The sequence below is a fragment of the Acinetobacter sp. V116_7 genome (genome assembly GCF_056735735.1).
The window spans coordinates 1-26,261 of the sequence record NZ_JBWZIF010000021.1 but is presented as its reverse complement, the minus strand read 5'-3'; the positions used below and the strand labels follow the sequence as shown (position 1 = coordinate 26,261).

Sequence of the window (26,261 nt, the reverse complement as noted above, 5' to 3'; positions counted from 1 at the left end):
CCTTGTACGATAGAAGCTTAGTAGATCAATTTGCTTTACTGAAAAAGTTTAATAATTTCATGTCGCAAAAATTGATGTCTTAAATTATCCCTTAAATCTTCGTGCCAAAACATACCCATTTTAATATTGGTTATCTGAAAAGGCATAGAATGTAAGCAAATTTCAGGACTATAAGATAAATGCTGCAAAATCATACGAGGCATGGTCAGGATTGCGTTGGCTTGAGCTGCCAGAACTTGTAATGCCGTTGAGTAGTTTTGACAGCGCATAAATACATTTCTTGAAATTTTTTGATGTTGGTTTAAATAAATATCTTCAAGTAAGGCACCCGTACGGCGTGATGAAACACCAATGTGTCGTCCATTAATATAACGAGATAAATCGACTTCTTTAAGTTGGCTGCAAATGACGAACTCATCTGTTACCAAATGATCAAAGGTAATTTTTGGAGATAAATATTGTTCTAGGTCAATCACGAAATCGAGCTGCTGCGTCGCCAAGTCCGTCATAATATGTTTTCGATCTAGCTTCATACTGACAAACTGCAAATCTAAATTAAGATTTTGAAAATGTTGAGCAAGCCTTGGAAGAATAATCGGTTCAATCTCATCATGAACGGCGATTTTTAAGCTTTTTAAACTGGTTGGATCAAAGACATGTTTCTGTTGGCTAATATTTTGAATCGTTAAAAGTGCTTGCTTAACAGTTGGATAAATTTGTTCTGCAAAAGGCGTTGCAGACATTTTATTGCCTACACGTATAAATACATCATCTTCAAGTTGCTGACGTAAACGCTGCAAAGCATGACTTGCTGCTGACTGCGTAATATTGAGACTGCTTGCCGCATTTGAAATACTTTTTTGCTCATAAATTGCGATAAAGAGCGGATATAAATTGATATCAATTCGGTGGAAAAAACTTAAGTCTAGGCCATACAAGTTATGAATATTATTCATGAGGTGTTATTTAATAAAATCATTTCATTCATATTAAGTTTCAAGTTATGTTGATGTAAAGACCAGATAATGATGTAAAGGAAAAAGAATGTTTGAACTCTCCAAGAAAGCTCAGGATTTTACTGAGCGAACAAGAAAATTTATTTTAGAAGAAATAGAACCTGTCGAAGCAAAATTTTGGGAAGAAGTTCATGAATTAAATCCAGATGGAAACTGGAAAAAGTGGCAGTGGCCCGAGCTTTTAGAAACTCTGAAATCTAAAGCTAAACAAGCTGGTCTTTGGAATATGTTTTTACCTGATGAAAAGTTGGGTGCAGGGTTAACTGTTCAAGAATATGCGCACATAGCTGAATTAACTGGCCGTAGTTTATTGGCACCAACCATTTTTAACTGTAATGCACCAGATACAGGAAATATGGAATTGTTATGGCGCTATGGCAGTGAACAGCAAAAACAACAATGGTTACAGCCTTTATTGAACGGAAAAATTCGTTCGGTTTTTTGTATGACTGAACCCGATGTTGCTTCAAGCGATGCAACCAATATGCAAGCGACTGCACTCATTGATGGTAATGAAATTGTTTTAAATGGCAAAAAGTGGTGGTCGTCTGGCTTAGGTGACCCAAATGCTAAAGTCATTATTTTTATGGCACATACACCAGATGAAACCAAAGACCGCCATCATCAACACTCTATGGTTTTAGTACCGATTGACACAGCTGGTGTCGAAATTCAACGGATGTTACCTGTGTTTGGTGACTACGATGCACCACATGGACATGGTGAGGTTCATTTTAATAATGTTCGAGTACCTATTGAAAACTTTATTGGTGGAGCGGGTCAAGGTTTTGAAATTGCACAAGGTCGTTTAGGTCCAGGGCGTATTCACCATTGCATGCGCTGTATTGGAGCTGCAGAAAAAGCTCTAGAACTGATGATTGATAGAGGCATGTCTAGAACAGCGTTTGGTAAAGAAATTTTAAAACTCGGTGGAAACCTTGAACGTGTAGCCGATGCACGGGTAGCCATAGATCAAGCCAGACTTTTAACCTTGTATGCTGCTTATAAAATGGATACTTTAGGAAATATGGCTGCTTTAACAGAAATATCTGCAATTAAAGTAGTCGCTCCGAGCGTTTTAGAAAAAGTAGTCGATATGGCAATTCAGCTACATGGCGGTGCAGGTGTTTCAAGAGATACGCCATTAACGGGTTTCTTTGCCCAAGCACGCAGTTTACGTTTAGCTGATGGTCCGGATGAAGTACATAAAGGCATGATTGCCAAATTAGAGTTGGCCAAACGTGGTTATTTCGGTCGTCATAAGAAAGTATAAGTTTAAAGGAAGTGAATATGTCGGTAATTGATGTAGGCGGTGAAGTACGTGAAGGTGAAGAGCTTAATATTGGGGCAGTTGAAAACTGGTTAAAAAACCAAGGTGTTGAGTTGGTTGGCCCAGCAGTCGTTACTCAATATACAGGTGGGGCGTCGAATTGGACTTATCGTTTAAAGTATGAAAATACCGATTTAATTTTGCGCCGTCCTCCAAAAGGAACAAAAGCGAAGTCGGCCCACGATATGGCCCGTGAATATATGGTGCAAAAAAATCTTGCGCCTTATTATCCGGTGCTTCCTAAAATGGTGGCACTTTGTCAGGATGAATCGGTCATTGGCTGTGATTTTTATGTCATGGAACGCATTGAAGGCATTATTCCTCGTGCAAAATTGCCACCTGAGCTTGGCTTTAATGAAGAAAATGTTCATGAGCTTTGTGTAAATGTTATTGATAAGCTGATTGAGCTGCATCAAGTTCCTTATGAGAACACACCTTTAGCTGAACTTGGCAAAGGTACTGGCTATTGTCGTAGACAAGTTGAGGGTTGGGATAAGCGCTATGAAAAAGTCCGTACAATCAACGTTCCTTCATTTAAATATGTTCGAAAATGGCTAAACGATAATATTCCTCAAGACTCTAAGACTTGCATTATTCACAATGATTGGCGTTTTGATAATGTGATTTTAGATCCACAGCATCCAACTGAAGTGATTGGCGTGCTCGATTGGGAAATGGCGACCTTGGGTGATCCATTAATGGACTTGGGCAGTGCTTTGGCCTATTGGGTTGAGCCTACGGATAATATGATTTTTAGATCAACACGCCGTCAGCCTACTCACTTAAAGGGAATGTTCTCTCGTAAAGAAGTCGTGGACTATTATTTGCAAAAAACAGGATTGGAGCCTCAAAATTGGGCTTTTTATGAAGTGTTTGGTGTATTCCGTTTAGCAGTAATTGCCCAGCAAATCTATTACCGTTATTACCATAAACAAACCCGAAATCCTGCATTTAAAGATTTCTGGATAGTGATTCATGCACTACATATCAGAGCTTTAAAACTTATAGCACAGCAAAAATTGCAAGAATCTGAATTTGCTCAGCAATCTCTACAGAAAATACAGGGTATTTTAAGAAGATGACCACAATTTATCTGGTAAGACATGGACAGGCATCGTTTGGTAAAAGTAACTATGATGAGCTGTCTGAAAATGGCGAGGCTCAGGCGACTTTGTTAGGTCGTTATTTTAAGCAAATATTGAAAGAACAACCTTATGTGGTTGCAGGAACTATGCAGCGCCATGAGCAAACTACAAAGCTCGCACTAAATGAATGCTTTCCAGATGCGCTGATTCATCATAATAATTTATGGAATGAGTTTAACCACCAACAAGTTTTTGCACGCTATGAGCCGCGTTTTGAACAGCCTGAACTGCTAAAAGCTGACGTAGCACAAGAACAAAACCCACGTGCGTATCTTGCCAAAATATTTGAAGGTGCCATTGGGCGATGGACCGATGGCGATTTTCATCATGAATATGATGAGTCTTGGCCACACTTTAAAGAAAGAGTCGAAACAGCATTGCAGCAACTTTGTGATGATTTAGCAAAAACCAAGCCTCGTTATGCAGTCGTTTTTACCTCTGGTGGTGTGATTTCTGTAGCCATTGGAAAATTGCTTGAACTGAGCCCCAATCGAACTTTTGCTTTGAATTGGGCAATTGCGAATACAAGCCTCACGACTTTGCGTTTGGTTGGAAATGAAGCTCAGGTTTTAAGTTTAAATGAACATCATTTTATAAAAGCTGAGCGTCCAGATTTACTGACATGGATTTAAAATAAGGATAAAAGCATGGCGAAGACAATTTTAATTACAGGTGCAAGTTCTGGATTGGGCGCAGGTATGGCGCATGAATTTGCTGCCAAAGGCTATAACTTAGCGATTTGTGCACGCCGTTTAGACAGATTGGAAACTTTAAAAACTGAACTTGAAAATGAGTACGGTATAAAAGTCATTGCAAAAAGTCTGGATGTCACCAATTACGATCAAGTTTTTGAAGTATTTCGCGCCTTTAAACAAGAATTTGGCTATTTAGACCGAATTATTGTAAATGCGGGAGTCGGAAATGGCCGTCGTATTGGTAAAGGTAATTTTGAAATTAACAGAGCTACAGCTGAAACAAACTTTATTTCTGCTTTAGCGCAGTGTGAGGCAGCAACAGAAATTTTTAGAGAGCAAAGCGCTGGTCATTTGGTGGTGATGTCATCCATGAGTGCGATGCGCGGATTACCAAAACATTTATCGACCTATGCGGCCAGTAAAGCTGCTGTTGCTCACTTGGCTGAAGGTATTCGTGCTGAATTATTAGATACACCAATTAAAGTCTCAACAATTTTCCCAGGCTACATTCGCACTGAAATGAATGAAGGTGCTAAACATCTACCTTTTGAGGTAGATGCCAAAACAGGATGTAAAGCTTTGGTTAAAGCTATCGAAAAACAACCTGTAAAGGCTTATGTGCCGCAGTGGCCATGGTTACCAATGAGTATTGCCATGAAGGTTTTACCTTTAAGATTGGTCAATAAACTAGGATAAAAAAATACCCCCTAAATTTAGGGGGTATTTTTTAATTAAAACTTTTTAGTGTAATTGACGAATAAACGGTCTTCGCCAAAGTCATTGCCATGTTTAACGTTGTAGTCAATCCGAATGTATTGCAGGGCAACACCTTTTAAGAACGGCTGCTGAAATGCGTAGTTTAAAATCACATTCGACTCAGTTTCATGGTTTTTCTCACCATTGGCTGCTTTAAAGTCATGTCCGTAAACATATTTCACCATCGCATTTAAACCGGGTACATAATCTTTAAAGTCGTAGCCATACATGACATGGTAAGACTTTTCATCTTCTTTAAAGAAACCTGTGGCATTCCAGTTAATGAAATACGTCTCTGGTAAGAAGCCATCTGGTAGCGGGTAAGCTGATTCACCAATAATCTGTTGGTAACCCAAACCAAAGGTATGGTTTTTTACCTTAACGGTTTCAAGTAATCCAATGTTTTGCGCATCAATATCAAAAGTATTGCCATCATCTTTTGCATTGAAGTATTTAAACTTAGAGGTGAGGGCAAAAGTTGGCTGTTTCCACGTATGTTCAAGCCCAACATAATGCTTGTTATACAGATCTTCCAAATTGCCAAAATAATATTCGCCCTTTAAAGACGGCGTGAATTGATAGCGCAGGTCAATGTAGTTCAAACCATCAGATTCTTTAGTAACCCCATTTGATGTGAAAGAAAACTTTTTAAAGTCTTCTTCATTTCTTGGCGACACTTTTTCAACCCGACCAATTTCAGCGTACAGTTGATCTGAAAGTTGTGACTTTAAGTTGGTTCCCCAATACGAAGTGAGTAACTGACGACTAGCATCGACTGCCGTTACAGGTAAATCGAGCCAGAGTTCACCGACACTTAAAAGTGTTTTGTTATAACCTAATTTTAAAGTGGCACCGTATTTTAAATAGTCTGAAGCCTGAGATTGCGTTTCTTTATTAAAAGGCAAAACTGTGTCAGCGACATGTTTGTCTGAACTCAAGCGCACGGCGTATTGAACCGATGCATCGGCCCCAATTGTGATTGGCTTGTCTGCTATGACTAACGGAGTGTCATGCATTTTCGATTTATAAAATAATGACGCTGCCTGAGACCAACTGCCGGTATCTTTTAAGGCATCATTATCAAAATCACGATTGATATAGGCATTTTTTAAAGTGAATTTCCATTCATCTTCAGTTTGCTGACTTGGATTTGCGGCCCATGAGTTGCTGCACATCAGTAATAAAGTGGCAACACCTAAAGTGCGTGGTTTAAAACGGTGAAATAATTCCATAATCCATTTCCCAGATGTATGCCAGTCCTCGGCACTACGTAATTTTGAATATTTCGGTACTCTCTAAGCGTTTAGTTAGAGAGTACATTTTGCAATTGGTGAGACCTATTAATTTAATTTTTCAAGCTTCATACTTTCACTAAAGAATTTGCAGCCTTTAAAAAGCAGTATTAGAGCCAGTACACACGACAGACCACCGACAATAGATAAAGAAGAACCCACCATTAACGGACTACCAAAAACTTTATCTGTGATAATGGCCACCAATGTTGTACCAATGCCGAGCCCAATTAAGTTACTCACTAAAAGGAAAAGGGCAGAAAGGCGTGCTCTAAATTGGTTTGGGGCTAACATTTGCAAAGCAGTTGCCGAAATTACTAGAGGGAAAGATGCGAAAAACATTGCAGGAATCAGTAAGCTTACTGAAAGCCAGAGTTGATCTGTTTGGGTAAAAAATGCAATGGGAATAATTAGGCCAACAATTCCAATCACACCAGTGAACATCGGAGCATCTTGACGACCTTTTTTAATAAACCAATCATTTAGCCAACCTGCACAAAATACGCCTAATGTATTTGCGACTAACAGAATCGTACCGAGCATATAGCCTGTCTCAGTCGGTGCGAGTTGAAACTTACGAATATAAAATGCAGGTGTCCAGCTAGTTAGACTATAGAGTGCCATTGCATAAAAGGTAAAACCTAAATAGTGACATGCAAATGTTTTCGAATGCTTTTTAATAAACTGAAGACATTGTGAAAATTTGATTTGGTCAACTTGTCCATTTTGATTGAGCTGTTGGCCTTTACGTGCAGGGTCTTTAACGGTCAGAATAAATAGCAGACCAATAATGATGCCGGGTAAACCTACTACAAAAAAGGCAATTTGCCATGCTTTAAGTGCGCCTAATAGTGGAACTTCAATGAGTGTCACGCCTTTAAGCAAGTTAATGACATAACCGCCAACTAAAAAGGCGATACCACCACCTAAAAAAGCGCCAATTGAATAAATCCCGACCGCGCGGCCTAGTTTGTCCTTACTAAACATGTCGCTAAACATTGAATAAGCAGCTGGAGATAACGCAGCTTCTCCCACACCGACCGCCATGCGGCTCAAGAATAGTTGAATAAAGTTTTTACTTAAACCACAAGTTGCCGTTGCTAGACTCCAAACAATAATCCCGATTGAAATCAGTTTTGGTCGTGAAAAACGATCGGCAATGTAGGCTAGGGGTAAACCCATAACGGCGTAAAACAGTGAGAAGGCCAGTCCATGTAACAAACTAAATTGGGTATCTGAAAGTTGGAGATCTGCTTTGATGGGTTCAATCATCAGTGCCAGAATTTGGCGATCAATAAACGAAAATATATATGCCAACATACAAAGTATGACCACATACCATGCATAGGCATTGCTTTTCTTCTGGGTCCTTTCAACAGCGATATTACTTTGGTTCATACACTTAATCCTTATGTATAAAACGCTTAAAGAAATTGATATCTAACTTTTATTATTCCTCTGAAGTTTTCGATATTTCCCCCTTTTAGATAAGAATAATAAATAGGCTAGAAATGAGTAATTTGGTCTCGTATAGACCGGAAGAGGGCGTCTAAACCCAATTAGGAGTTAATGGGTTTTTAAAGATCATGGAATTATTATTTTCTTTTTATATGTAAAATTCCATTACTTATTGAGTATGTTAGAATACCTAAAAAGTATGTTAAGTAAATAGATAGTAATAATTTGTTGAATTAAGAAACTGATTTTTATTTATTTTTTAAGATTGAAACTTATTTTGATAAAGAGCAGCGAGAAAAGAAGAACTGTTTCATGCTGCTCTTGAGTGTATCGAACCCGATAACAAGTCAAATAATTAACTTGATGGCATGAGGTCAAATAATTTTTTTAACTGGTGATTTAAATTGTGAAGCTCATCTTCTGAAAAAGCATTTAGAATGCCTGCTAAGGTAACCACACTAATTTGATTAATCTGTTCAACCAGCTCAACACCTTTGGCCGTTAATTTCACCATTGAGATGCGTTCATCGGTGGTAGAAGAGTAGACCTCAACAATTCCATCTTCTACTAAGCGATATACAGCTTTTGTTGCCGTAGTTAACTTTAAGGTAGAAAGATTAGCGATATCGGTGATACTGGCTTCACCCAAAGCATTAGTACTTAAAATGATTTTACGGCGTGTATTATCAATACCTAGTTTTTTTATTGATTTTTCAATGAGTTGTGAATATTTTCCGTTAACTTGGGAAACCCAAAAAAAAGGGAAGTTTTGAATACTCGACGGTTCTTTATTAGGAAGAAATTGTTCTAAATGATCAAGCATAGCTAAGCAATAACTTAGTGAAAAAAGGGTAATCCTATTATAAACAAAATTTTGGATATTTCCTTGAGAACAAATTATAAAAAATACTTGACAATTCCATTAAATTTTCCGATATTTCAATTAATAAATAAAAATACATGGAAAAGTGAATGAATATTGTTAGCCAAAGCGTGCACAAAGGAAGTGGCAAGCTCAAGGTGATGGTCAAGGACACAATTGATATTCAAGGTCTAAAAACCATCGCTGGTAGTCGAGCTTTATTAAATGTTGAACCTGCTCAAGATGATGCTGAGGTGGTTAAAAACATTTTAAAAGCTGACTGTGAAATTCTTGCCAAAACAAATTTGCACGAATTGGCTTTCGGTATTACTGGCATTAACCATGCTTTTGGTACACCCATCAACCCTAAATATCCTGAACTTATTCCAGGTGGCTCTTCGAGTGGTTCGGCTGCGGCAGTTGCTGCTAAACAAGCTGATTTTACTTTAGGTACCGACACGGGCGGCTCTATCCGTATGCCGGCTGCGTGCTGCGGAGTTTTTGGTTTAAAGCCAACTTTCGGTCGTGTCAGCAGAAAAGGCGTATATCCGCCGTCAAGTTCTTTAGATTGCGTTGGTCCTTTTGCAAATTCAGTCGAGATGATTGAAAAGGCTATGCAAATTATTGACCCAACTTTCAAACCTACTGAATTTACTAGCGCACCAAAACTTGTAGTTCTGGATGTAAGCGCAGATCAGGTTGTTTGGAACTGTATCCATCAAGCACTTCAAAAAGCCAATTTACAGACCGTTTTAGAAAAAGTTGAACATTTTGAAGCTGCTTATGATGCAGGCATGCAGATTATTAATTATGAAAATTGGCAAGCTTTTGGTGAGTTAACTGAAACCGGCTTAATTGGTTCTGATGTAAATGGTCGTTTATTAAAAGCGGCACACACCACTTTAGAGCAAGTGAAACAAGCGGAAGCGGTGAAAGCGCAGCTCACCCAAGAACTCGATGCTTTATTAGAAAAATATGATGCATTGGTTCTACCGACGCTTCCGCAAATTCCACCAAAAGTTTCTGAAGCTGAAAACACGGTCGCTTTTTTGAATCTTACCAGTTTAGTTCGACCATTTAATTTATCAGGTCATCCCGTTATTTCAGTGCCACTTGAAACCAGTGAAGGTTTACCTGTGGGCTTACAGATCGTATCGAAGCATCAAAAAGATGAGCAATTATGCGCAATAGCTAAATTTTGTGTTGATGCAATGCAATAAATTACAAGGAGTTAGATGATGAATAAGTTGTCTAAAATGGAGTTTGCTTCTCAGGACAAAGCAGTTGACTTAGATGCTTTGTGCCAAGAAATTCGTGAGCGCGCCTGTACAGGTGAATTTGATAATCAGGCTTATGTGAGCCAAGACGTTATCGAAAAGCTTAAGCAAATCGGTGTTTACCGTGCATTGGTTCCGAAACGTTTTGGCGGTGACGAATGTTCGCCACGACAGTTTTGTGAATTGATTGAAACATTATCTAAAGCTGATGGTTCAGTCGGTTGGGTAGCAAGTTTCGGTATGAGCCCTGCGTATTTGGGAAGCTTGCCTGAAGATACACTTAAAGAGTTGTACCAAAATGGCCCTGATGTGGTGTTTGCCGGAGGTATTTTTCCACCACAACCTGCTGAAATTACCGATGAAGGTGTTGTAGTTCGTGGACGTTGGAAATTCTCAAGTGGGTGTATGGGAGCTGACATTGTTGGGGTAGGAATTTCACCACTTAAAAATAATGAAATGCAGGGCTTACCACGCATGGCAGTGATGCCTGCCAAAAAAGCCAAAATTGAAATGACTTGGGATACCGTTGGCCTAAAAGGCACGGGAAGCCATGACTTAGTCGTCGAAGATGTATTGGTCGAAAAGAAATGGACTTTTGTCCGTGGTGAACCTTCAAAATTAAGCGAACCATTTTTTAAATATCCGTCACTGTCTTTAGCGACTCAAGTATTAACCGTTGTGGGTATTGGCGTTGCAGCTGCTGCATTAGAAGAATTTGAAAAATTAGCACCGGGTAAAGCATCTATTACGGGCGGGTCAGAAATTGCAAACCGCCCAGTGACTCAATATGAGTTTGCTCAAGCTGATGCAGAGTTTCAGGCTGCAAAATCTTGGTTTTATCAAACTATGGATATTGTTTGGAATGAAATTATTGCTGGTCGTGAAGCAACAGCTGAACAAATTAGTGATATGCGTCTGGCATGTACTCATGCAGCGCGAGTTTGCGCCAAAGTCACCCGAAAAATGCAAATGCTCGCGGGTATGACAGCAATTTATACCAACAATCCATTTAGCCGTTTTGTGAATGACACCAACGTGGTGACTCAGCATGCCTTTATGGGCGATGCGACTTTACAAAATGCAGGCTCAATCAGTTTCGGGTTAAAACCAACCCCAGGTTATTTATAAATTTTAATTTTTTAAAAAGGATATTGAGATGGAAGCTAAAAAATCATTACGCGTTTTGTTCTGCATGGGTATTAACCAAAACTTTTTTGATGCAGAACCTGCTGAAGCAAAAGCAGTTTGGGCAGCGTTTGGTGAAATGTGGAATGGTATTCATGACTTACCGGGCGTGCATGTTTTTGGAAATCTTGATGATGACCAAAGCATGGTTGGCCCAAGTGCAGGTTGGCCTTGGACAACGTACTTGCTTGCAGATGTTCCAGATATTGAAACAGTACATGCGGCTTGTAATTTGTTTAGAACTACAGTGGTTGGCGAAGGTCCATACAAACTTTGGAAATATTGCAAAGTTGAAGCTCGTGTTGGGCGTGAATTGATTATTCAACGTTAAGGCAATGACAATGACTGACAAAGTGAATATTGCAGAAATCATGAAGCGACTAGAACAGTTAGAAGCGCACAACGCCATTCGCAACTGCCTGAACCGTTATATGGAAATCTGTGATGAGCTCAATGCAAATACAGATCTTGATGAGTTAATGAATCTTTTTGATCAAGACTGCATTTGGGAAGGTATTGGTGAGAAGTATACCAAATCCTTTGGCCGTTATGATTCTTGGCAGTCGATTTACGACATGTTTAAAAGTTACACCCAAAAAGAGTCTCACTTTGTCATGAATGCGCACTTTGTAAATTCAGAACAAATTTATGTAAATCAAAATGATGCGAAAGCTTCATGGCTTATGTTGCAAACTTCAACGTTTAAAGATGGCCGTAGTCATCTGAATGCAGCAAAGCTCAATGTGAAGTTTCAAAAGCAAGCAGATGGAACATGGAAAATTAAACATTTCCAAACACAGAATATTTTCAGTCGTCCCGTATCGCATTGGCACAGTGAAGCCGAATTGCCGATACCTTCCCAGGAATGACCCAGGACATATTTAAAAGGACTATTGATATGAACAGTATTATCCCAACGCATAACATTGGCACTGATTACGAGGCTTTGGTTCAAAGTGACCGTGCCCATACTTCTCTTTATAAAGATGAACGCATTTTTGATGAAGAGATGGAAAAAATCTTTTATAGCACTTGGGTGTGGGTTGCGCATGCCAGTGAAATTCCAGAAGGCGGAAGCTATAAAACCATTAATATCGGTAAGCAACCTGTGGTTGTGGTGCGTGACCGTAAAAAGAAAGTCCATGTACTTTTAAACCGTTGCCGTCACCGTGCCGCAACCGTATGCGAACATAAAAAAGGAAAAACCAATAGTTTTGTATGTCCGTACCACGGTTGGAGTTATGCACTTGATGGCAGTTTACGCGGTGTGCCATCTCCAGAAAGTTACGGCGATTGTTTAGATAAGTCTGAATTACCGTTGGTGAGTCTACGGGTAGAAGAATATAACGGCATGATCTTCGCTTCATTTAAAGAAGACATTCAACCGCTTGAAGAGTTCCTTGGGCCTGCGAAAAAATGGATTGACCTATTTATGAAACAAGGAGCGGGTTATCCAATTAAAGTGTTGGGTGAACACCGTTTCCGTTTCCCAGGTAACTGGAAAATTCAGCTTGAAAATACCACTGATGCATATCACTTCCCGTTAGTACACAAGTCATTCTTAAGTTCTGTCGATGAAAAAACCGAAGAACTCTTTAACTTCGAGAACCAACCGGGCTTTGTTGAAGACTTAGGTAATGGTCACAGTGTCATGGTGATGATTCCTGAACTGGTTGATTTAGACGAAGACTTAATGGAGCGTCCAATACAAGAACGTTTTGAAGACTTGGCTCAAGCTTTGCGCGACGAAGGTCATGAAGAATTAGAAGTACGCCGTATTGTTCGTGCCGTTGGTGGTTCTGGCTTTAACTTAAATTTATTCCCGAATATTGCATGTTCAATGGCGTTCTTCCGTGTGTTACAGCCAATTTCAGTTGCTGAAACAGAAATTCATCACTCGGTGATTACGATGGACGGCGGTCCACAAATTGCCAACCAATACCGCTTACGTTTGCATGAACATTTCCAAGGTCCATTTGGTTTTGGTACGCCAGATGACTCGGAAGCTTGGGAACGCGTACAACATGGTGCCAATGCGGGTAATGATTTATGGATCATGCTGAACCGTGGTTTACCAGGCGAAGTCAAAACCGAAGATGGCTTAAAAAGTGATGTCAGTGCTGAAACTGGTATGCGTGCAGCATATCAGCAGTGGAAAAAGATGATGACGGCTTAAGGAGAGAGCAATGAATATGAATCTGCAATTATTAAATGAAGTCACTGCTTTCATCTGGGCTGAAGCAGATATGTTAGACCATAGTGAATACCGTGAATGGCTCAATTTATGGAATGAAAAGGGTGTTTATATCATTCCGATTGACCCAAACCTCACTGACTACGAAAACAACTTAAATTATGCCTATGACGATAATCATATGCGCACTTTGCGTGTAGAGCGTCTGGAAAATGGTGAAGCGATTTCTACAGCACCTAAAGCCAATACTGTGCGTAGTGTTTCTCGTGTACGAGTGATTCAAGATCAGGATGATGAAATCGTTTTGCGTTGTGCTCAAAATTTACGTGAATTTCGTAAAGAAAACCTCAAGCATTACACAGCTGATATTACTTACCATTTGACTCGTGATGCGGCTACAGGCTTTAAGATTAACCGTAAAATCATTAACTTGGTTAATTCAACCGATACCTTAGCTGGTATTAGCTACATTCTTTAGGAGCGGTAACATGAAACAAGTTGTTTTAGTGACAGGTGCTGCTTCTGGACTCGGTAATGTGATTGCTGAATATTTTGCGAGCCAAGGCCATCAAGTGATTTTGTCAGCCAGTACACTTGAAAAAGCCGAAAACGCTAAGGCACAAAGTCAGTATGCACAAAATATGTTTCCCTTGAAATTAGATATTTCAGTCGAGGCAGATTTTCATGCAGCAGTGCAATGGATTGAAGAGAAATTTTCTAAACTTGATGTGTTAATTAACAATGCCACCGTTACCAAAGCAACGCCCGTATTAGAAATTACTGCAGCCGATTTTGATTGGGTGACCCAAGTTAACCAACGCGGCACTTTTCAAGCTTGTCAAATTATTGGTCAATATATGGCTAAAAAAGGCTATGGACGCATCATTAATATGGCCTCGTTAGCGGGACAAAATGGCGGTACTGCAACGGGTGCACACTATGCGGCAACCAAAGGTGCGATTGTGACGTTAACCAAAATTTTTGCCAAAGAGTTTGCGGCAAAAGGGGTGACGGTCAATGCGGTTGCACCGGGTCCAATGGAATCACCAATCGTTCATAGCGTGGTGTCTGACGAGAAAATGGAACAGTTCATCCAGAATATTCCGGTTAAAGCCTTAGGAAGTATGCATTTTATTGCTGAAACTTGTGGGTTGCTTGCGAGTCCAAATGCGGGGTTTGTGACTGGTGCAACATGGGATATTAACGGTGGTTTATTCATGCGTTAAGCCAATCGCTTAACCATGAAAAGGGAGTTAAATCATGACTACACTTTATGATGTTGTCGTTAAAAATCGCCATGTGGAAGGTGGAAATATTGCAGTCATGGAATTTGAATCTGCAACTTCTACAACCTTGCCAAAAGTTGAAGCGGGTGCGCATATTGATGTGCACTTACCGAATGGCATGGTTCGCCAGTATTCACTTTGCCAAAATCCAAATGACGAAGGTAAGTTCCGCCTTGGTATTTTACGTGACCCTGAATCACGTGGTGGTTCAGTCTCGGCTTTTGATGAAATTAAAGATGGCATGCAAATTCAGGTGAGCGAGCCAAAAAATTTATTTCCACTTTTAAAAGCCAAACACAGCGTATTGATTGGCGGTGGAATTGGAATTACGCCGTTAATCACGATGGCATATCAACTTGCACACGAAGGCGAATCATTTGAGCTTCACTACTGTGGCGCTAGCCCTGAAAACTGCGCTTTTGTTGATGAAATTAAAAATGGTGAGTTAGCAAAATACACGAATTTCCATTTTAAATCCGAAGGTGCAAGCCACCGAGCATTTTTTGAATCTGCCATTAAAGATATTGACTCGGAAAGCCATATTTACACCTGTGGTCCAGTCGGTTTCATGGACTGGGTGATTAACCTTGCCACGACTCACGATTTTCCTGAGCAGCAAATCCACAAAGAATATTTCCAAGTTGAAACTGATACTTCTGGAGATTCATTTGAGGTGGTGGCTGAGCGTAGCGGAAAAATCATTATGGTTGAAGCTGGCGAAACAATTTTGCAGGCTTTGGCTAAAGAAGGCATCGACATTGAAATGTCTTGCGAGCAAGGCGTATGCGGAACCTGTATGTGCGATGTAATTGAAGGCGAACCTGACCATCGAGATGTTTATTTTACTGATGAAGAAAAAGCCAGCAATGAACAAATATTGGTGTGCTGTTCGCGCTCTAAAACACCGAGATTAGTTTTAGATATCTAATGCTCTCGCGATTTATATGGATGTAAGAAAAGGTTTAGGAGAAAGATGATGAATGTATTACAACAAATAGATGAGTTTACGGTCGATCCATTACAGTTCCGACGAGCATTAGGAAATTTTGCAACAGGCGTTACCATTGTTACCGCACAAAATGCACAAGGTGAGAAAGTCGGTGTAACCGCAAATAGTTTTAACTCGGTGTCACTCGACCCACCACTTATTTTGTGGAGTATTGATAAAAAGTCTTCAAGTTTTTCAGTGTTTGAAGAGGCGACACATTTTGCAGTCAATATTTTATCGGGTACCCAAATTGAGCTGTCTAATAAGTTTTCGAGACGCAATATTGATAAATTTGCCGACACCAATTTTCAACTTGGTGCAGGACGCGCACCTATTTTAGAAAATTGTTCTGCAGTGTTTGAGTGCGAACGTTATCAAGTGATAGAAGGTGGTGACCACTGGATTATTGTTGGTAAAGTGGTTCGTTTCCATGACCAAGGTCGAAGCCCGCTGGTCTACCACCAAGGCGCATATTCTTGTGTAATGCCGCATCCAAGTCTTCAAGTTAAGCAAACTGAAGAGAATGGCATAGACCAAACACATTATGGGCACTTATATAATAATGTTTGCTATTTGATGAGTCGTGCTTTTAAAGCTTATCAAACCGACTATATCCCTAAACAAATGGCTTCGGGTTTCCGTACCAGTGAATCACGTCTTTTGCTCGTTTTAGCCAGCGGTACTGCCTCAAGTAAAGAGGATTTACCGCGCGATATTGCCATGCCAATGCAAGAAGTTGAAAGGTCGGCTGAAATTTTAAAATTTGAAGGGTTGCTGGTCGATCACGATAATTTATACGGATTGACCGAGAAAGGTAAACAAACGGCGCAGTATTTATTTGATATTGCCGATAGCCACCAAAATGAAGTGTTTAAAAAATATTCTGAGGAACAAAAGGATATTTTTATTACCATGCTGCGAGACTTTGCAGGAGTAGCATAAGCCTCATTAAGCTGATAAATTGAATTGATTTATCAGCTTCTTTACATCTAGCTGACTATCATCAAAACAATTCCAAGGATAAGGAATTTTTGGCACACAATTTGTTTCTCAATAAAACAAGATTGTAAATAAGCCAAGACAGTGCACCACCACAAACGCAAAATTTTGAGCGGTGGCACATGTATAGAGAGGTAAGGGATGAACCAATATGTAAGCGATGCATTACTCACATGGACGCACCATATTAAAAGTGTGTGCGGCAATTTTGAAACCGATTTTGACGGAACCCGTAATTTATTCATTGGTGAAGTTCAGTGCTTTTTATTGGGCGATACCGAAATTGCTTTTATCAAAAACAATGCCAATAAAATTGTCCGGAAAGCCGATGAAATTGATCGAGTGAATAATCGTTTTTGTTTTTTGATTTTGCAGTATTCGGGGAAAATGCTACTCGAATATAAAAATGAAACCTTAAGCCTAAATGAAGGCGATATTGTGTTGGTCGACCCGGTCGAAACAATTTCGATGTATCCGCAAGGTTTGGTAAGTCAGATTTCAGTCCATCTGTCGCGTGAAAAATTACTTAAAGAAAATATTAGTACCGAATATTTTGGAAAACTGATTACTCAAAATATGAGTGGTTTTTTGCTCAAGAATATTTTGAAAAATATGTCTGCTGAAAACATTAAACTTTGGTACGCAACCGAAGATGGTAATGCTTTTGAAGATGCGTTAATTGCTTTAATCAAACCCACAATTAATTATAAAAATATTAATAGCTCAAATAATCTTATGGAAAAAGCTGAGCGTTATATTATAGAAAACTTAGCAAAACCAGATTTAACCCCTAAATTAATTGCAGAGCATATTGGGGTATCGCTGCGTCATCTCTACCGTCTATTTCTTCAAGAAAATTTATCTATTAACAAATATATACAGCTCAAACGCCTAGAAAAAGTCAAAGCAGATTTGCTTGATAAAAGAAATAAACAAAGCTCAATTACCCAAGTTGCCTTGAAATGGGGTTTTTGGGACGGTGCTCATTTCTCAAAAATCTTTAAAAAGACTTATGGTATTTCTCCTAAAGAATTTAGAGAGGGTATGTCGGTTTAATTCTTTCATCTCTCAATGTCATTTTTAGACAAGTTCGACGTCATTCTTGAACAAGCTAGCCCTATGTAACTGTGTTGAAATTAAATTCATTAGAGCAGGTTAGATAAGCTTAATAACTATAAAACTATTAAGTTGGTCTAATGAATTTCACTCACAGGAAGTGCATTTTAACTGTCTGATTCAGATAGTTCAGGGATAGATGAAAAGGATGAACCCAATGCGTAAACAACGATTATTGAATGACATACAAAAAATACTGGCACTTAACTTATCAATCGCTGCAAGCTTTTGGGGACTCAATACTCAAGCGTTTGCGCATGGTGGCAAGGCCGAAATGGTCTCACTTTATCAAAACATGAGTGAGCAAGGCGCTAAAGTTGTCAAAGACGATTTTACCAATACTTATATGATCACCAAAGGCTCTATGGTGGTTCGAGCTAAACCCAATTCAGATCAGGTTTTGGTGAACGGCAAACCTTTCAAGCTCAGTGTCCCTTTACTAATCAAAGATTATAAGCCTGTTATTGGAAAAGACTTTTTTAATGAAGTATTCCAGTCTGGTTTAGATCAAACTTTTAAAATTGAAAATACGTTTCACCCGCTCAATAGCTTAAATTCTGACGAAATTAAAAAGACATTTGATGTGATTAATCGCTCGAAATACGCCTATAAAAATATGCGTTTTGCCGAGTTAAAGCTTAAAGAACCAGAAAAAGCCAAAGTCTGGGATTACTTTATTAATCACAAAGAATTTAAAGAAGATCGTATTGCCTCATTTATTTTGTTAAAGGGGAGTCAAGCGATTGAAGGTGAAGTTAATCTTAATACTCAACAAGTCACAAAATGGAATGTACTTAAAGATACTCACGGTATGGTATTGCTTGATAATTTTGAAGCTGTACAGCGCGTAATTGAGACAAGTAAAGAATATCAAGACGCGTTACGCAAACGCGGCATTTCCGATGTGAAGAAAGTGATTGCTACTCCACTAACTGTTGGATATTTTGGCGGTAAAGATGGGCTTGATAAACAACTCAATATATTAAAAGTCGTCGCTTACCTCGATGTAGGCGATGGTAATTATTGGGCGCATCCAATTGAAAATTTAGTTGCTGTAGTCGATTTAGATAAAGAAAAAATTATCAAGATTGAAGAAGGTGCGATTATTCCTGTGCCGATGGCAAATCGACCTTATATGTCGAATAAGCCAGTAGCAAGTAAGCTAAAACCACTCAATATTTCTGAACCTGAGGGCAAAAACTTTAGCATTACAGGTCAAACCATACATTGGGGGAACTGGTGTTTGCATGTGGCCTTAGACTCTCGTGTTGGCTTACAACTTTCAACTGTGACTTATAAAGACAAAGGCGTTAAGCGTAAAGTCATGTATGAAGGGAACTTGGGTGGAATGGTGGTTCCATATGGTGACCCTGATATTGGATGGTACTTCAAATCTTATTTGGACTCTGGCGAATATGGTATGGGTACGCTGACCTCATCTATTCTTCCTGGAACAGATGCACCCGACAACGCTGTTTTACTTGATGCTGTGATCGCAGACTATAAAGGCCAGCCACAAGTAATTCCAAATGCAATTGCCATTTTTGAGCGATATGCCGGACCTGAATATAAACATCACGAAATTTTTGGTAACCAAGATGCGAGTGAGGCCCGCCGTGAACTGGTGGTGCGCTGGATTAGTACAGTTGGAAACTATGATTACATGTTTGACTGGGTATTTGCCCAAAATGGTGTAATTGGGATTAATGCGGGTGCAACGGGGATTGAAGCTGTTAAAGGTGTTAAATCACGCACTATGCATGACAGTACCGCTAAAGAAGACACCAAATATGGAACTTTAATTGACCATAATATTGTAGGTACAACGCATCAGCACATCTATAACTTCCGCTTAGATATGGATGTTGATGGGGAAAATAACAGCTTTATGCATATGGACCCTGTGGTGAAAGCCAATGACAAAGGTGGTGTTCGTACAAGCTCAATGCAAATTGATAGTAAAGTGATTAGTAATGAGCAAAATGCGGCTGAAAAATTTGATCCATCCACTATTCGCTTACTCACGAATTTCAACAAGGAAAATAAATTAGGCAATCCGGTTTCTTACCAACTCATTCCGTTTGCAGGTGGAACACACCCTGTGGCCAAAGGAGCCAATTTCTCTAAAGATGAATGGTTATTTAAACGTTTGAACTTTATGGATAAGCAAATTTGGGTGACTCAGTACAATCCAGACGAACGCTACCCTGAAGGGAAATATTCAAACCGTTCAACTCATGACACAGGATTAGGACAATTCATTGGCAACAATGAGAATATTGAAAATAAAGACCTTGTGGTGTGGATGACAACAGGAACAACCCATGTGGCACGTGCTGAAGAGTGGCCAATCATGCCAACAGAATGGGTAAATACACTCATCAAACCTTGGAACTTCTTTGACAGTACCCCGACTTTAAACTTGGGTGAAGACGAGCAAAACACACAGCACGACCATCACTAAACGGGTGCATGATCTAGAGTGGGTAACGAATCAGTTACCCACACTTGAGCACGGTTAGGCCGTTCGCAAAAAAGGAATTTCTCAATGAAAAATTTATTTTCTCAGGTTGTGAGAGGGACTCTCTTTGTCTCATTTTTTTCAACTGTGCATGCTGGTGAGCTTGAAATTAAGCCAACTTTTGAAGCAACTTTTGGGGCTTTTAGTAGCGGCAAAAGCTATAACGGCGAAAACCTAGATGATGAAAGAGTCAATTGGCAAGAAGGTCATCTTAAATATGGTGCGAAGGGAAACTATACCTTTAAAAACAATCAGCTCTATGCAAGCTTGAGCGGTATTAGCTCGGCAACATTTGGTGATGGTGACGCCGGCCAAAATAGTAATGGCAAAGAACGTAAAACAGATGTGAATGAATGGATTATTGGTTTTAAAGATGGCACCAATAAAGATGAATTAACGACCTATGATTTAAGTATTGGTCGACAAAATATCATGATTGGTGATGGGTTCTTCATTGCGGGTGATGCATTAAATCTCGGTAAAGCACCTGCGGAGGGCATACTAGATCGGGGCGGGGCATATTATCTGGCAGCTCGTCGAAGCTTTGATTTTACAAGTTTGCTTCAATACAAACCGCAGGAAAATACAACGCTAAAGCTGGCTTATTTAAAGTCCGACAATAAAGCACAATTTTCCCCAGAACTCTTTGTGACTGATCTGATGTATCAGCTTAAAGATAAGGGCGTTGGGTTTACCTATTTAAATGTATTAGATCTTAAAGATGCTGAACATGTTTCAGGACGACAAGACCTTAAAAATTATGCTTTACGTTTGAATTATCAACCTTTACCAGAACTACAGGTTAAAACTGAGTTTGTAGTTCAAGATAAAAAAGATAGCCACGAAAATGCTGGCTACTTAGCGCTGAACTATAACTTTTTATCTTCAAAATATACGCCTTCATTAGGCTACCGCTTTAGTCATTTTTCAGACCAATACGACACTATGTTTTATGGGAATACAGTCGGCTTTGGCACATGGTTTCAGGGTGAAGTTGCCGGAAACTATGCGGGTCCATTTAATAAAAATGCAGATATTCATCAAGTTTCTTACATGATGAACTTGAAAGAAAATTTTATGTTGGGTGCTTTGGCTTATAAGTTTAAAACACTAAATAAGTCTTTAGCCAATGTGGATGGTCATGAGCTGGATGTGTTTTCAGTCTGGTCGGTTAATAAAAAATTCAATGTTATTCCTTTAGTGGGACTCTATAAACCAAAACACGATATCTATAGCGGTGGTACTCAAAACTACGATGACAAAACCAATGTCTATGCGCAGTTAATTTTGCAATACATCTATTAAATTAGAGCGAAGGAGACCGTATTTATTGGCGGTGCATTCATAGAAATAAAATTAGGATGAAATCAGATGAATCAACAATATGACTATATCGTGATTGGTGCTGGCTCAGCAGGCTGTGTAGTCGCAGCACGACTATTAGAAGCCAAGGCAGGGCGTGTTCTTGTTCTAGAGGCAGGAAGCCGAGATAGCAGTATGTTTCATACTATACCTGCAACAGTAGTTAAAGTATTCCAGCAAAAATCATGGCAATACATGACTGTTCCGCAGAAATATTGTAATCATCGTGAAATGATCCTTGCACAAGGAAAAGTGTTGGGAGGTGGAAGCTCGGTTAATGGCATGATCTATTGCCGAGGCCAACGACAGGATTATGATTTATGGGCCTCGGAATGGGGATGCAATCAGTGGTCTTATCAACATGTGCTGCCTTTTTTTAAGAAAGCAGAAAAAAATGAAAGTCTTGCTGATGAATATCATGGACAAAATGGCATTTTACCTGTCAGTGAAAACCGTTATCGCCATCCTTTAACGCTTGCTTGTATTAAAGCAGGTCAACAAATGGAGATGAATTACGTCAATGATATTAATGGTTGGGATCAGGCGGGTGTAGGGTTTTATCAAACTACTACTCAAAACGGTTCTCGGGCGAGTACCTCAAAAACTTATTTAAAGTCAGTCGAAAACCACCCAGACCTTACGGTTATTACGGATGCCTTGGTACATAAAATTGAAACTCAAGGTGATCAGGTTACTGGGGTGACTTATAGTGTTGGCGGAAAATCACCAATTACGGTACAGGCTCAAAAAGAAGTCATTCTGAGTGCTGGTGCAATTGGCAGTCCTAAGGTTTTATTACTTTCGGGAATTGGTCCAAAACAGCATTTAGATGAACTCGGAATAGAATGCATTCGTGACTTACCTGTAGGTGAAAATTTTCACGACCATTTGCATATGTCGGTTAATGCGACAGTAACAACCAATAATAGTCTGCTCGGTGAAGACCAAGGTTTAGCCGCAGTACGACACTTTTTACAGTGGTGTTTTACACGTTCAGGATTGTTAACCACCAATATTTTAGAGGGTGGTGGTTTTATTGACACCAATAACAATGGTCGACCTGATGTCCAATTTCATTTTTTACCTGTGCTAGATAATTTCGATAATACTCCTGGTGAAAAAGCAGTGGCACAGGCACATGGCCTTACCATTAAAGTCGGACATGTACAGCCAAAAGCACGTGGGACTTTACGTTTAAGCAGTAAAGATCCAAAAGATTTGCCTGTCATTGACCCTAATTATCTAGGACATCAAGAAGATATTGATGCAAATATCCGTGCGGTACAGGCCGGACTTCGCCTATTACAACAACCAGCATTGAAAGCGATTGTCAAAGAAGTGATTGAGCCTGCAAATGTCGATCCTGATGATATTGAAGCGATTGATAAATGGATGCGTCAGAACATTAAAACGGTCTATCACCCCGCAGGTAGCTGCAAAATGGGTAATGCTCTACAAGATTCGGTCACAGATCAGACGCTTAAAGTACATGGTTTCAAAAACTTACGTGTGGTGGATTGTTCTATTTGCCCACAAGTTCCAAGCGGTAATACCAATGCAATTGCCATCATGATTGGTGAGCGTGGTGCCGACTTTATTTTGAATCAGGTCGCGTAGTTGCTGCCATAACAAAATTTTAGAAATGAAAAGAGGAAAAGAAAATGAGTGAAGTTCAGATTTTAGAAAGCGTACAACAATTTATGGCACGTCAACATGGACATTTTATTGATGGAAAGTTAGTTGTTGCCGAGCTTTTAGATAAAGTGAATATTGTGAATCCATCGACTGAACAAGTGGTTGCTCAAATTAGTATTGGTAGTCAACACGATGTAGATAGTGCAGTGAAAAGTGCTGAACATGCTTTTCAAAATGCTTGGGCTGAAACAACGCCGTATGAACGTGGCGTTAAACTGAACAAGCTAGCCGATTTAATTGAGCAATATGGTGAAGAACTTGCACAGCTCGAATCGTTGTCTACTGGAAAACTTATCAATATTTCCCGTCATCTTGAAGTTGCACAATCCGTTATTTTCTTAAGATATTTTGCTGGTTGGGCAACCAAGATTAATGGTCAAACCATGCAACCGTCTATTCCTTCTATGCAAGGTGAGAAATATACGGCCTTTACTTTAAGGCAACCAGTAGGTGTGGTTGCAGGGATTGTGCCTTGGAATTTTTCACTGATGATTGGTGTGTGGAAAATTGGCTCAGCTTTAACAACTGGTTGTACCATTGTGCTTAAACCAAGTGAATTTGCCAGCTTATCTTTATTACGTTTAGCTGAACTTGCCATTGAGGCAGGTATTCCGGCTGGTGTAATTAATGTAGTGACAGGTAAGGGCGATACAGGGCAATATTTAATTGAATCATCGCTGGTTAAGAAAGTCTCTTTTACAGGTTCAGTGCCCACAGGTATTGCGATTGGTAAACTTGCGATAAGCAGTGATTTAACTCGGGTAAGTCTAGAGCTGGGCGGTAAAAATGCAATAGCCGTTTTGGCCGATGCAAATATTGATGAGATTTTACCAACTTTGTTGCAAGCAACTTTTGTACATCAAGGCCAAGTTTGCGCATCGCCAGAGCGGTTTTTTGTACATCATACAAAATATGATGAACTTGTCGAGAAACTCTCGAAAGCACTCTCGCAGTTCAAAATTGGATCGGCTATGGATGAAGGAAGTATGTTTGGTCCGCTCTCTAATCAGCCACATTTTCTTAAAGTAAAACATTATTTAGATATGGCTAAAGCCAACAACCAGATTATTGCAGGGGGTGAGGCTCTAGATCAGACAGGATATTTTGTACAGCCGACTTTAATTTCCTTTAAAAATAAGGATGATCCTTTATTTTCAGAGGAAACTTTTGGTCCAGTGGTTGGGATAATGCCATTCGAAACTGATGAAGAACTCGTTCAACTGATGAATCAGTCGCGCTTTGGTTTAACCGCAAGTATCTGGACAAATGACTTATCTAAAGCTTTGCGTTTAATTCCTAAGATTGAAGCAGGGACCTTGTGGGTCAATATGCATACGTTCTTAGACCCATCAGTTCCATTTGGCGGGGTAAAAGCTTCAGGAATTGGCAGAGAGTTTTCTGATGCATTTATTGAAGATTACACCGAATTAAAATCGGTCATGATTCGGTATTAATTTTAAAAACTAAATGCAGATATAAAAATGGCCCCTATAGGCCATTTTTTTGAATCATTAAATTAACCTAATAAAAAATCCTTTAGGATTTTATTAAAAGCTTCGGGTTGCTCTACATTGGAAATATGAGAAGCATCTATTTCTACAAGTTTTGATTGTGGAATGCGTTGCTGCATAAATTCACCATCTGTAACAGTCGTTACAGGGTCTTGAGTTCCAGCAATCACCAATACAGAAATTTTAATGTCTTTTAACTGCTCACGGACATCCGCTTTAGCCAAAGCCTCACAACAATTGGCATAACCCATTGCGCTGCCAGCACTTAAGTCGTTACACAGGTTGTTGACAATAGAAGGATGACTTTGGATAAAGGGATCTGTAAACCATCGCGAAGCTGCTGTAGCGGCGATTGGCTGTAAACCTTGCTCACGTACTAATTTTGCACGGTCAAGCCATGCCTGTTCTTGTCCAATTTTAGCGGCAGTATTTGCCACAACTACATGACTAAAACGGTCAGGGTAGTGAATTGCCAGCCATTGACCAGTTAAACCGCCCATAGAAATACCACAAAAAGCAGCTTTGCTAATATTTAGATGGTCAAGTAAACGGATAACGTCTTCACTTAGTTGCGCTATAGTGTATGGGCCGTCAGGCGTAGATGATGAACCGTGACCACGCGTGTCATAGCAGATCACAAAAAAATGATCTTTTAACTCATTAAACTGTTTTTGCCACATGCCATAATTGGTGCCCAAAGAATTGGAAAACACCAGAGCAGGGGAAGATGGCTCGCCAAAAGTTTGATAGTTAATTTGTGCATCGGCAGATTGAAAAGATGGCATTTGTTTCTCCTTAAAGTGCTTCAACACGTTCAATAATCAATGCGATACCTTGACCTACACCAATACACATTGAGCACAAAGCATAACGACCACCTGTTTGCTCAAGCTGGTTTAGGGCTGTGGTCACGAGGCGTGCACCTGATGCACCCAGTGGATGGCCCAATGCAATTGCACCACCATTTGGATTTACCTTGCTGCTATCATCTGGCAAGCCTAAATCACGGGTAACTGCCAAAGCTTGTGCAGCAAAAGCTTCATTCAACTCAATCACATCCATCTGATCTAAAGTCAGGTTGGCTTGTTTAAGTAGTTTTTTAATCGCTGGCGCTGGAGCAAAACCCATAATGCGTGGTTCTACACCCACCGCTGTTGAAGCAATGATCTTGGCACGCGGTTTTAGGTTATAAGCTTGAACTGCTTCGTCAGATGCAATCAGCAGAGCGGCTGCACCATCATTAATGCCTGAAGCATTCCCCGCAGTAACTGTGCCATCTGCTTTAACCACAGGTTTAAGTTTGCTTAAACCTTCAAGCGTAGTAGATGCACGTGGATGTTCATCAGTATCAATCACAACAGCATCACCCTTACGCTGAGGGATTTCAACTGCCACGATTTCTTTAGAAAAAAAGCCTTTGGCTTGCGCGCTTGCGGTGCGTTGTTGGCTCACCAAGGCAAACTGGTCCTGATCTGCACGATTGACGTTGAACTGTTCAGCCACGTTTTCTGCAGTCTGGGGCATGGTGTCTACACCATACAATTCTTTAAGTTTTGGGTTAATGAAGCGCCAA

At 39.8% G+C, this 26,261-nt stretch carries 24 protein-coding genes; 18 read left to right on the top strand and 6 right to left on the bottom strand.

Features of this window, described 5'->3' with window-relative positions; translation table 11 throughout:
- Positions 1–35: 35 nt before the first annotated feature.
- Positions 36–956, bottom strand: a complete 921-nt coding sequence (locus AC1PJP_RS08840; protein ID WP_479766830.1) for a LysR family transcriptional regulator — start codon at positions 954–956, stop codon at positions 36–38.
- 88 nt (positions 957–1,044) lie between these two features.
- Here AC1PJP_RS08840 and AC1PJP_RS08835 point away from each other — a divergent pair, with 88 nt between their 5' ends.
- Genes AC1PJP_RS08835 through AC1PJP_RS08820 form a run of 4 tightly spaced genes read left to right on the top strand, consistent with a single transcriptional unit; the run spans position 1,045 to position 4,882 of the window.
- Entirely contained in the window at positions 1,045–2,289 is a 1,245-nt protein-coding gene (locus tag AC1PJP_RS08835; protein WP_479766829.1) for an acyl-CoA dehydrogenase family protein, read from the top strand.
- A gap of 17 nt (positions 2,290–2,306) precedes the next feature.
- Positions 2,307–3,428, top strand: coding sequence for a phosphotransferase family protein (locus tag AC1PJP_RS08830; RefSeq protein WP_479766828.1), 1,122 nt, complete (start codon positions 2,307–2,309; stop codon positions 3,426–3,428).
- Complete coding sequence (locus AC1PJP_RS08825; protein ID WP_479766827.1) at positions 3,425–4,123, top strand: histidine phosphatase family protein; 699 nt, start codon at positions 3,425–3,427, stop codon at positions 4,121–4,123. The genes AC1PJP_RS08830 and AC1PJP_RS08825 overlap by 4 nt, the downstream gene beginning before the upstream one ends.
- A gap of 15 nt (positions 4,124–4,138) precedes the next feature.
- The gene (locus AC1PJP_RS08820) at positions 4,139–4,882 is read left to right on the top strand and encodes an SDR family oxidoreductase (protein WP_479766826.1); all 744 of its coding nucleotides are present in this window, start codon (positions 4,139–4,141) and stop codon (positions 4,880–4,882) included.
- Positions 4,883–4,917: 35 nt separating this feature from the next.
- On the opposite strand, the gene AC1PJP_RS08815 is transcribed toward AC1PJP_RS08820, so the two are convergent.
- The 3 genes from AC1PJP_RS08815 to AC1PJP_RS08805 all read right to left on the bottom strand — a co-directional run bounded on the left by AC1PJP_RS08815 (position 4,918) and on the right by AC1PJP_RS08805 (position 8,515).
- Positions 4,918–6,174 carry an OprD family outer membrane porin gene (locus AC1PJP_RS08815; RefSeq protein ID WP_479766825.1) on the bottom strand — a complete coding sequence of 419 codons (1,257 nt, stop codon included), beginning with the start codon at positions 6,172–6,174 and terminating at the stop codon, positions 4,918–4,920.
- Between the two features lie 108 nt (positions 6,175–6,282).
- Positions 6,283–7,632 (bottom strand): spinster family MFS transporter, encoded by a 1,350-nt coding sequence (locus AC1PJP_RS08810; protein WP_479766824.1) that lies wholly within the window; start codon positions 7,630–7,632, stop codon positions 6,283–6,285.
- A gap of 415 nt (positions 7,633–8,047) precedes the next feature.
- The gene (locus AC1PJP_RS08805) at positions 8,048–8,515 is read right to left on the bottom strand and encodes a MarR family winged helix-turn-helix transcriptional regulator (protein ID WP_009392094.1); all 468 of its coding nucleotides are present in this window, start codon (positions 8,513–8,515) and stop codon (positions 8,048–8,050) included.
- A gap of 149 nt (positions 8,516–8,664) precedes the next feature.
- Between AC1PJP_RS08805 and AC1PJP_RS08800 the strand changes: the two genes are divergently transcribed.
- From AC1PJP_RS08800 to AC1PJP_RS08735, 14 genes are all read left to right on the top strand, one after another.
- Complete coding sequence (locus AC1PJP_RS08800) at positions 8,665–9,774, top strand: amidase (protein WP_479766823.1); 1,110 nt, start codon at positions 8,665–8,667, stop codon at positions 9,772–9,774.
- Between the two features lie 36 nt (positions 9,775–9,810).
- Positions 9,811–10,959, top strand: a complete 1,149-nt coding sequence (locus tag AC1PJP_RS08795) for an acyl-CoA dehydrogenase family protein (RefSeq protein WP_079393539.1) — start codon at positions 9,811–9,813, stop codon at positions 10,957–10,959.
- Positions 10,960–10,987: 28 nt separating this feature from the next.
- A complete protein-coding gene (locus AC1PJP_RS08790) occupies positions 10,988–11,347 on the top strand; it encodes a hypothetical protein (protein WP_000387554.1) in 360 nt (119 codons plus the stop codon).
- 4 nt (positions 11,348–11,351) lie between these two features.
- Positions 11,352–11,885, top strand: a complete 534-nt coding sequence (locus AC1PJP_RS08785) for a nuclear transport factor 2 family protein (protein WP_192835664.1) — start codon at positions 11,352–11,354, stop codon at positions 11,883–11,885.
- A gap of 29 nt (positions 11,886–11,914) precedes the next feature.
- Positions 11,915–13,192 carry an aromatic ring-hydroxylating oxygenase subunit alpha gene (locus AC1PJP_RS08780; RefSeq protein WP_192835663.1) on the top strand — a complete coding sequence of 426 codons (1,278 nt, stop codon included), beginning with the start codon at positions 11,915–11,917 and terminating at the stop codon, positions 13,190–13,192.
- 10 nt (positions 13,193–13,202) lie between these two features.
- Positions 13,203–13,688: an aromatic-ring-hydroxylating dioxygenase subunit beta gene (locus AC1PJP_RS08775; protein ID WP_009392089.1), complete on the top strand. Its 486-nt coding sequence runs from the start codon at positions 13,203–13,205 to the stop codon at positions 13,686–13,688.
- Between the two features lie 10 nt (positions 13,689–13,698).
- Positions 13,699–14,436: an SDR family NAD(P)-dependent oxidoreductase gene (locus AC1PJP_RS08770; RefSeq protein WP_049836819.1), complete on the top strand. Its 738-nt coding sequence runs from the start codon at positions 13,699–13,701 to the stop codon at positions 14,434–14,436.
- A gap of 34 nt (positions 14,437–14,470) precedes the next feature.
- Entirely contained in the window at positions 14,471–15,424 is a 954-nt protein-coding gene (locus tag AC1PJP_RS08765; RefSeq protein WP_151750320.1) for a PDR/VanB family oxidoreductase, read from the top strand.
- Between the two features lie 45 nt (positions 15,425–15,469).
- Positions 15,470–16,426, top strand: a complete 957-nt coding sequence (locus AC1PJP_RS08760) for a p-hydroxyphenylacetate 3-hydroxylase reductase component (RefSeq protein ID WP_192835662.1) — start codon at positions 15,470–15,472, stop codon at positions 16,424–16,426.
- 198 nt (positions 16,427–16,624) lie between these two features.
- The gene (feaR, locus tag AC1PJP_RS08755; RefSeq protein ID WP_004708584.1) at positions 16,625–17,539 is read left to right on the top strand and encodes a transcriptional regulator FeaR; all 915 of its coding nucleotides are present in this window, start codon (positions 16,625–16,627) and stop codon (positions 17,537–17,539) included.
- Positions 17,540–17,747: 208 nt separating this feature from the next.
- Entirely contained in the window at positions 17,748–20,063 is a 2,316-nt protein-coding gene (gene tynA / locus AC1PJP_RS08750) for a primary-amine oxidase (protein ID WP_479766822.1), read from the top strand.
- Positions 20,064–20,207: 144 nt separating this feature from the next.
- A complete protein-coding gene (locus tag AC1PJP_RS08745) occupies positions 20,208–21,425 on the top strand; it encodes a hypothetical protein (RefSeq protein ID WP_479766836.1) in 1,218 nt (405 codons plus the stop codon).
- 66 nt (positions 21,426–21,491) lie between these two features.
- Complete coding sequence (locus AC1PJP_RS08740) at positions 21,492–23,099, top strand: GMC family oxidoreductase (RefSeq protein ID WP_192835660.1); 1,608 nt, start codon at positions 21,492–21,494, stop codon at positions 23,097–23,099.
- A 44-nt stretch (positions 23,100–23,143) separates the two neighbouring features.
- Entirely contained in the window at positions 23,144–24,631 is a 1,488-nt protein-coding gene (locus tag AC1PJP_RS08735) for an NAD-dependent phenylacetaldehyde dehydrogenase (protein ID WP_192835659.1), read from the top strand.
- Between the two features lie 62 nt (positions 24,632–24,693).
- Here the strand turns inward: AC1PJP_RS08735 and pcaD are convergent, their stop codons facing one another.
- Positions 24,694–25,473 carry a 3-oxoadipate enol-lactonase gene (gene pcaD, locus AC1PJP_RS08730; RefSeq protein ID WP_192835658.1) on the bottom strand — a complete coding sequence of 260 codons (780 nt, stop codon included), beginning with the start codon at positions 25,471–25,473 and terminating at the stop codon, positions 24,694–24,696.
- Between the two features lie 10 nt (positions 25,474–25,483).
- The coding region (locus AC1PJP_RS08725; protein WP_479766821.1) for an acetyl-CoA C-acyltransferase at positions 25,484–26,261 on the bottom strand (778 nt) is incomplete at its 5' end.

What these genes read in the sequence shown, in the direction of transcription:
- AC1PJP_RS08760 (WP_192835662.1), top strand. Translation starts at nt 15,470, where the DNA reads ATGATGAATGTATTACAACAAATAGATGAGTTTACGGTCGATCCATTA.
- AC1PJP_RS08775 (WP_009392089.1), top strand. Translation starts at nt 13,203, where the DNA reads ATGAATATGAATCTGCAATTATTAAATGAAGTCACTGCTTTCATCTGG.
- AC1PJP_RS08830 (WP_479766828.1), top strand. Translation starts at nt 2,307, where the DNA reads ATGTCGGTAATTGATGTAGGCGGTGAAGTACGTGAAGGTGAAGAGCTT.
- AC1PJP_RS08785 (WP_192835664.1), top strand. Translation starts at nt 11,352, where the DNA reads ATGACAATGACTGACAAAGTGAATATTGCAGAAATCATGAAGCGACTA.
- tynA (WP_479766822.1), top strand. Translation starts at nt 17,748, where the DNA reads ATGAACCCAATGCGTAAACAACGATTATTGAATGACATACAAAAAATA.
- AC1PJP_RS08765 (WP_151750320.1), top strand. Translation starts at nt 14,471, where the DNA reads ATGACTACACTTTATGATGTTGTCGTTAAAAATCGCCATGTGGAAGGT.
- AC1PJP_RS08820 (WP_479766826.1), top strand. Translation starts at nt 4,139, where the DNA reads ATGGCGAAGACAATTTTAATTACAGGTGCAAGTTCTGGATTGGGCGCA.
- AC1PJP_RS08790 (WP_000387554.1), top strand. Translation starts at nt 10,988, where the DNA reads ATGGAAGCTAAAAAATCATTACGCGTTTTGTTCTGCATGGGTATTAAC.
- AC1PJP_RS08735 (WP_192835659.1), top strand. Translation starts at nt 23,144, where the DNA reads ATGAGTGAAGTTCAGATTTTAGAAAGCGTACAACAATTTATGGCACGT.
- AC1PJP_RS08740 (WP_192835660.1), top strand. Translation starts at nt 21,492, where the DNA reads ATGAATCAACAATATGACTATATCGTGATTGGTGCTGGCTCAGCAGGC.
- AC1PJP_RS08835 (WP_479766829.1), top strand. Translation starts at nt 1,045, where the DNA reads ATGTTTGAACTCTCCAAGAAAGCTCAGGATTTTACTGAGCGAACAAGA.
- pcaD (WP_192835658.1), bottom strand. Translation starts at nt 25,473, where the DNA reads ATGCCATCTTTTCAATCTGCCGATGCACAAATTAACTATCAAACTTTT.
- AC1PJP_RS08825 (WP_479766827.1), top strand. Translation starts at nt 3,425, where the DNA reads ATGACCACAATTTATCTGGTAAGACATGGACAGGCATCGTTTGGTAAA.
- AC1PJP_RS08770 (WP_049836819.1), top strand. Translation starts at nt 13,699, where the DNA reads ATGAAACAAGTTGTTTTAGTGACAGGTGCTGCTTCTGGACTCGGTAAT.
- AC1PJP_RS08805 (WP_009392094.1), bottom strand. Translation starts at nt 8,515, where the DNA reads ATGCTTGATCATTTAGAACAATTTCTTCCTAATAAAGAACCGTCGAGT.
- AC1PJP_RS08810 (WP_479766824.1), bottom strand. Translation starts at nt 7,632, where the DNA reads ATGAACCAAAGTAATATCGCTGTTGAAAGGACCCAGAAGAAAAGCAAT.
- AC1PJP_RS08795 (WP_079393539.1), top strand. Translation starts at nt 9,811, where the DNA reads ATGGAGTTTGCTTCTCAGGACAAAGCAGTTGACTTAGATGCTTTGTGC.
- AC1PJP_RS08780 (WP_192835663.1), top strand. Translation starts at nt 11,915, where the DNA reads ATGAACAGTATTATCCCAACGCATAACATTGGCACTGATTACGAGGCT.
- AC1PJP_RS08815 (WP_479766825.1), bottom strand. Translation starts at nt 6,174, where the DNA reads ATGGAATTATTTCACCGTTTTAAACCACGCACTTTAGGTGTTGCCACT.
- AC1PJP_RS08840 (WP_479766830.1), bottom strand. Translation starts at nt 956, where the DNA reads ATGAATAATATTCATAACTTGTATGGCCTAGACTTAAGTTTTTTCCAC.
- AC1PJP_RS08800 (WP_479766823.1), top strand. Translation starts at nt 8,665, where the DNA reads ATGAATATTGTTAGCCAAAGCGTGCACAAAGGAAGTGGCAAGCTCAAG.
- feaR (WP_004708584.1), top strand. Translation starts at nt 16,625, where the DNA reads ATGAACCAATATGTAAGCGATGCATTACTCACATGGACGCACCATATT.